The sequence below is a fragment of the Sphingobacterium sp. UBA7253 genome (genome assembly GCF_002472745.1).
Classification (GTDB): domain Bacteria; phylum Bacteroidota; class Bacteroidia; order Sphingobacteriales; family Sphingobacteriaceae; genus Sphingobacterium; species Sphingobacterium siyangense.
This window is the reverse complement of sequence record NZ_DKSP01000009.1, coordinates 1-5,796: the sequence shown is the minus strand read 5'-3', so window position 1 is coordinate 5,796 and position 5,796 is coordinate 1. Positions and strand designations below refer to the sequence as shown.

Below are 5,796 nucleotides of genomic sequence, written 5' to 3'. Positions count from 1 at the left end.
CTTATACAGGATCGGATATTTAGGAAAGGTAATAGCCTGGACGTTTTCCAGGTAATCAGAATTGTAATCCAATTGACGACGCTCGTCCCGCAATTGCGGAAAGGTCTTTTTGATAATCTCAATATCGGTATGTAGGCTAATGTCCCAGCACATAATGGTATCCTTTCTTCTTTGGCTTTGATACGAATATACACAATTTGCGCTGTAAACAAGGATTGCCCCAAGGCAAGAAAATTGGGAATTTCAATTCGGAACTGATCAGGCTACCGAAGGATCTCGATAGCAAATACTTTCTTTTGGGTCTGCCCATCGCTAATGGTCGCCACTACCCGACCGTATTCTAGCGAGAAAAGGATATCGATGGGATTTTTGCGTTGAAACTTGGTTTTTGTACGCAGGTAGTTAACGATATTTTTTTCGTAGAGCTTAAGCATACGCTTATCCCAGTTCTCCTCCTTGATGCGATTCAGAAAAATCCGATAGCCTGATCCAGTTGCTAACAGGCTTTCAATTTTATCGGCGTCTTGCGGCAGCTGCAGTGCTCTTCCCTCCTTTGCCCCCAATTGATGGGCATGCTGATCGGCGCTTTCCATATCATCATAAGGCGTGAGCAGAAAGCCTGTCTTTTCCTTGACATCGGGCCACTCCAAGCGCTGCAGCACAAAGTCGGCGTAGCCCGACTCGACGAGCTCGCGAAACGAACTTTTGGTGACTTGTTCAAAGGGATTGTACAGCATAGGACTAAGATAGGATTTATATCATAAAAAAGGCCGGAATAAACCAGCCCTGATATATATAGTTATGATCCCAATAATGGGATAGTAGATTTCAAAAAAAATAAAAAAACCTTGAGGAGGGGGATCTCAAGGTTTTTACTACCTGTTATTAACCTAATTTATGAAAAGTACCTTTATAACAATGGTTGATTCGTTTTCGTTTGATCTTTTATAAAAAAGTTGAGCACAGAAAAAGCTGGTCTTAAATAGATGCCTATATATTATTTCTCTTTTGTTCGTTGATCAGGCGAAAAGTCAGGTTGATACGTGCACTCATCTTTTGCGTGGATTTTGCGATGCGATGTTCCCATATCTCCTGCAGATTACCTTTCATCAATAGTAATGAGCCATGCTTAAGCAGTAATGAATACCTCTTGCTGTGATCGTCCACCTTTCTGAAATCAAAATAGCGTGCTTGCCCCAGACTCACCGACCCAATCACGGGTCTGTTGCCTAATTCGCTTTCACGATCGCGGTGCCAGGCTACTGAATCATTGTTGTCACGATATAAATTGAGCAATACGGAATTGAAAGTACAATGAAACCGCTTTTCAATCCGCTCCTTCAACGCCTTTAAAGGCTTAAGCCATTCGTTAGCGCCTATCATTTTTCCGGCCAGCTGATACTCTACATCCTCATCACCATACCAGGCTGTCAACCGAGGAGTCAGCACCGTTCGATCATACATTTTTTTGGATGTCTGCTGCCAAGGCACTTCCCTGAACAGGAAATCAAACAGCTGATCAGCTTCTAGCTGGGTAATAAAATTTGGCTCAAATTCCAGGAGATCTTCTGGAAAAATATATCCTTCATTTTCAAACAAACTAAGTTGATCCATGGGGCAATGATTTTAAATTTATAACGATGTACCTTACCGCATCAAAACGTGATCTCTGTGAAGAAAGAACAATCCTCGTTGTAGAGCGTTTGCCCGTTTATCCAAAAGAAAATACTACTCACTTCTCGGATCTGGTTTCAATGGCATCTTCGCACAGCGGATCACCTCAATAGAAGGGCAACCATATTCCAGAACAATTTTGCCTTCAACCAAATAGATTCCGGCCCCACGGAGCGGATATTTGGCTAGGGTCTGTGGGAAATGGACGGTATCAAAAAATCGTCCCTCGGCATCGAGAAAAGTACCAAATTTCATCAGGTCGCCACGCTTAGTCTTCACAAATTTCTCACAGACAAAATCTCCGACAACGCGGACTATCTTTCCTTCATGCAAATGGAGTTCCCGAGCGGGCATATCGCCCCGGTAATCGCTTTTGGTAAGATCAAATAGCGTACCCGTTACGCAAAAGCCGATCAGCTCCATCTCGTCGTAATAATCCTCCAAGATGTCTTCTTCCAAAGGGGGAAGAATAGGCTTGCGACTTTCGGTCTCAAAGAGCGCCATACCTGCTGCGACAGGCTTATGCTTGCTCATCATCAGATGAGCCGCCCACAGCAATTGCTTTTTCCCCGTCCCCGTAAAACGCAAGGCACCCACACGAATCAAAATAACGACCTGCTCAATACCCGTCTGTGTCCGTTTGACAAAGTTTTCTAGACTGGTGTACTTGCCATGGGCTTCGCGTTCCTCAATAATACGATGAGCCAGTTTACCTTCCAAATTGAGCAGGCAGTCAAAACCCAGGTAAATGTCCTTACCCTGAATGGAGGTATTAAAGATCGACTGATTGACACAGGGCAGGCAGATATTGCCCCCTGAAATTCGTGCTTCATTGACATAGACCTTACGATTGTAAAACCCGCCATAATTGTTGAGCACCGCAACCATAAACTCCAAAGGATAGTAGGTCTTGAGGAAAAGACTCTGATAACTCTCAACGGCAAAAGATGCTGAATGTGCCTTGTTAAACGAATAGCCAGCAAAACTCTCCATCTGCCGCCAGATCTCACGGCTAATCTTTTCGTCGTAGCCCTTCGCCTTACAGTTGGAAAAGAACTTATCCTCAATTTCGATCAGATGGTCTTTGCTGCGATATTTGCCCGACATCATCCGTCGGAGCACATCGGCATCGGCCATATCGAGCCCGCCGTAGGCATTGGCGATCTTCATCACATCTTCCTGATAGACCATCACGCCGTAGGTCTCTTCGAGCTGCTCCTTAAATACGGGATGTGGATAGACTACTGTCGTGGGGTCGTGATGACGACGGATATACTCGCCCATCATACCCGAACTGGCCACCCCGGGACGAATAATGGATGAAGCGGCCACCAACGTCAGGTAGTCATCGCACCGCAGCTTGGTGAGCAGCTGCCGCATGGCCGGGCTCTCGATATAGAAACAGCCGATGGTATTGGCCGATTTTAATTGCGCTGCGATATGGGCATCCTGAAAGAAACGCTTGGGGTTGTCGGTATCAATGACCACGCCCAAGTTTTCCCGCACAATGGTACGACAATCTTTGATATGGCCGATGCCACGCTGCGAAAGGATATCGAACTTTTCAAAACCGATATCTTCGGCCACATACATATCAAACTGCATAGTCGGCAATCCTTTTGGCGGATTGTCCATCGCCGAATAACAGGTCAATGGTTCCTCGGAAATCAATACGCCACTGGCGTGTATGGTGCGTTGATTGGGGAAATCGGCCATGCGGTTGTACACGCTTAATATGGTGTTGGTCACTTCGTTCTTGTTGAGCATATGCTCGGGCTCATGCACCAGGCGGTCGATCTCGGCCTTGGGCAATCCGTATACTTTGCCCAGCTCACGCAGGATACTTCTGGAGCGAAAGGTGCTCATGGCGCCCATCAAAGCGGTATGCCCGGTCTGATAACGGTTAAAGATATACTCATACATCTCATCGCGCTCATTCCAGCTAAAATCAACATCAAAATCGGGTGGACTCTTGCGCTTGGGATTGAGAAAACGCTCAAAGGGAAGCTTAAGTGCAATGGGGTCAACATCGGTGATCCCTAAGCAGTAAGCAACAGCAGAATTGGCCCCCGATCCGCGGCCTACATAGTGAAAATTGCGCCCACGAGCGTAGCGGCAGATATCGTCGGTAATGAGGAAATAACTGGAGAAACGCAGGTTTTCGATAATCTCGAGTTCGCGCTGGATGCGTTCGGTCGCGACCCGATCGTTACGGCCATAACGTCTGGTAAAGCCGTCCATGCAGTACTTGTACAAAAGCTGCTTGTCGTTGTAGCGGTTACCGGTAAAGGTTGCTTTATTCTTGACACTGGTAAAATCAAAACTGAAAGAACACTGGCCCAGTATACGGTTGGTGTTGGCCAGCAATTGGGGCAAGTCGGAGAATAAGCGCATGAGTTTGACCCGGGGGATAAATACCTCGTCTTCGGCAGCGATCTGCTCATCGTCGAGCTGTGAGATCAGCAGGTTGTTGTCGATTGCCCGCAGTTGCCGATGTAAGGTATAGTCGGCCTTGCGGAAACTGACGGGTGCGAGGATAACACAGCGATCAAGTACCTTGTGGTCCATCAGTTGGGCGCGGGTACGCTCACGGGGTCTCACGCCGATGTATTCGAAATCCCGTAATGGAAAGGCATTGAGCTTGCTAAAGGGATAGATGACAAAGACCTGCTCAAATTCGGGCGAACGCTCTGCTGTAGCGCGGTTTTCCATATTGAGCTTCGTTCGATACTCATTGATCTCACGGAAGCCATGCTCATTTTTGGCGATGGCAACAAAACAAAGCTGATCGCCGTTGCGGAATTCCATTCCCGCCAGTAAATTCAGTCCGGCAGCACGGCCCAGTTTGATAAAATCCAGCGATCCCGAACTATTATTAATATCGGTTAGCACGGCGGTATCATAACCGCCAGCAAGCATGCCCGAGACGAGATCCTGCAGGCTGAGGGTACCAAAACGCAGGCTATAATAGCTATGTAGATTTAAGAGCATGCTCCCCTCCTTTCTCTGGCAGCGGTGCACAGATGGCCTTCATCAGAAATTCGGCCCCATAGCGTTTTCGGATCTTGTCCATGGCCTGCATAAGGTTGACCTCCTCGGCACTGTCGTCAAAGAGATCGGTCTGATAGGAACCATAGATCAGACCAGAGAATTTGATCCCGATAAGCCTTATCAGCATCCTGCGGCTATAGAGTTTCTTGAAGAGTGCAAGTACCACATCGGTAAGCTTTCGATCCGAATTGGTATAACCGATTTGCAGCTGTTGGGTATGGGTATCGAAGTTGCTATAACGAATCTTGAGGGTAACGCAGCTCGTCAGCTTCTGCTCTTTGCGCAGATCGAAAGCGAGCATATCGACCATACTGATCAGCGTTCGGCGAAGGACATCCATATCGATGGTATCCTGCTGAAAGGTATTTTCTTTGGACATGGACTTTTGCTCCCGAAAAGGCAACACCAGGGAATCATCGAGCCCATTGGCTTTACGCCAGATGTTGATCCCGTTTTCCCCGAGGACCTTTTGCATGGTGAACACTTCCATCTGCTGTAAGGTTCCGATTTTGGAAATTCCCATATTTCGGAGCAAGGTAAAGGACTTCTCGCCTACCATGGGAATTTTACGGATGGATAGTGGTGCGAGGAAACCTTTTTCGGCACCGTTTTGTACCTGCTTTTCACCACAGGGTTTGGCGGTACCGGTGGCAATCTTGGAGACGGTCTTGTTGACCGACAGGCCAAAGCTAATGGGCAATCCAGTCTCTCGGATAATACGCTGGCGGAGTTCCTGTGTCCATTTCCAACAGCCAAAAAAGCGGTCCATACCGGAGACATCAAGGTAATGTTCGTCTATACTGGCTTTTTCGACGATGGGCGTTTCTTCTTCAATAATTTGTGTAACTATACCCGAATAATAACTGTACCGATCGTGATCGCCCCGTACGACCACCGCCTCTGGACACATGCGCAGCGCCAGCCGCATTGGCATAGCGGAATGCACGCCAAACTTGCGGGCCTCATAGGAACAAGATGCAACTACCCCGCGGTCACTACTTCCTCCTATGAGCACGGGTACTCCGATGAGCTTGCTGTTCTGCAAGCGCTCGACAGATACAAAAAATGTAT

The 5,796-nt window shown here is 47.5% G+C and carries 4 protein-coding genes; all 4 read right to left on the bottom strand.

Features of this window, described 5'->3' with window-relative positions:
- Positions 1–263: 263 nt before the first annotated feature.
- Positions 264–737 carry a hypothetical protein gene (locus B2X72_RS00650; protein WP_286848046.1) on the bottom strand — a complete coding sequence of 158 codons (474 nt, stop codon included), beginning with the start codon at positions 735–737 and terminating at the stop codon, positions 264–266.
- A 253-nt stretch (positions 738–990) separates the two neighbouring features.
- Complete coding sequence (locus B2X72_RS00645; RefSeq protein ID WP_286848044.1) at positions 991–1,614, bottom strand: alpha-ketoglutarate-dependent dioxygenase AlkB family protein; 624 nt, start codon at positions 1,612–1,614, stop codon at positions 991–993.
- 114 nt (positions 1,615–1,728) lie between these two features.
- Entirely contained in the window at positions 1,729–4,665 is a 2,937-nt protein-coding gene (locus tag B2X72_RS00640) for a DNA polymerase III subunit alpha (protein ID WP_286848043.1), read from the bottom strand.
- A partial coding sequence (dinB, locus tag B2X72_RS00635; RefSeq protein WP_286848041.1) for a DNA polymerase IV occupies positions 4,646–5,796 on the bottom strand: 1,151 nt, incomplete at its 5' end. The genes dinB and B2X72_RS00640, both read right to left, overlap by 20 nt.